A 693-nucleotide genomic window follows, 5' to 3' on the forward strand; every position below is an offset into this window, starting at 1 on the left:
TACCATGAAGCCTGTCCTTGATGAAACCGGCAGGCTTATCCCCCGCGAGGACTACCGGCTGTCCACGCTGAACTGCGGCGGGGAGGATTTTGCCGTTGCCTGTATGCGGGCAAATCTCCGCTATGGGAAGAATCAGCGGCGGGAAGATGTGAAAAGCCACCACTATATCATCAGCTTTGACCCACGGGACGGGCCAGACAATGGCTTGACCGTAGACCGGGCGCAGGAGTTGGGCGAGAAGTTTTGCGCCGAGCATTTCCCCGGCCACCAAGCCCTTGTATGCACCCACCCGGACGGGCATAACCACAGCGGCAACATTCATGTGCATATCGTTATCAATTCGCTGCGGATAGAGGAGGTGCCGTTCCTGCCCTACATGGACAGGCCAGCCGACACGAAAGCCGGTTGCAAGCACCGCTGTACCGACGCGGCCTTGCGCTACTTCAAGTCCGAAGTCATGGAGATGTGCCACCGGGAGGGGCTTTACCAAATCGACCTCTTGAACGGCAGCAAGAACCGCGTGACCGACCGGGAGTATTGGGCGCAGAAAAAGGGACAGGCCGCGCTGGATAAGCAGAACGCCCCCATGATTGCAGGCGGTATCACGCCCCGGCAGACCAAGTTTGAAACGAACAAGGAGAAGCTGCGGCAGACCATACGCGCCGCGCTGTCTGCGGCGACCTCATTCGAGGA

At 59.2% G+C, this 693-nt stretch carries 1 protein-coding gene; it reads left to right on the forward strand.

What is annotated here, in order from left to right:
- On the forward strand, window positions 1-693 hold a 693-nt coding region (locus tag H6B31_RS16735), incomplete at both ends, for a relaxase/mobilization nuclease domain-containing protein (protein WP_243419122.1).

This window comes from Pseudoflavonifractor capillosus, from assembly GCF_016899775.1.
GTDB lineage: Bacteria > Bacillota > Clostridia > Oscillospirales > Oscillospiraceae > Lawsonibacter.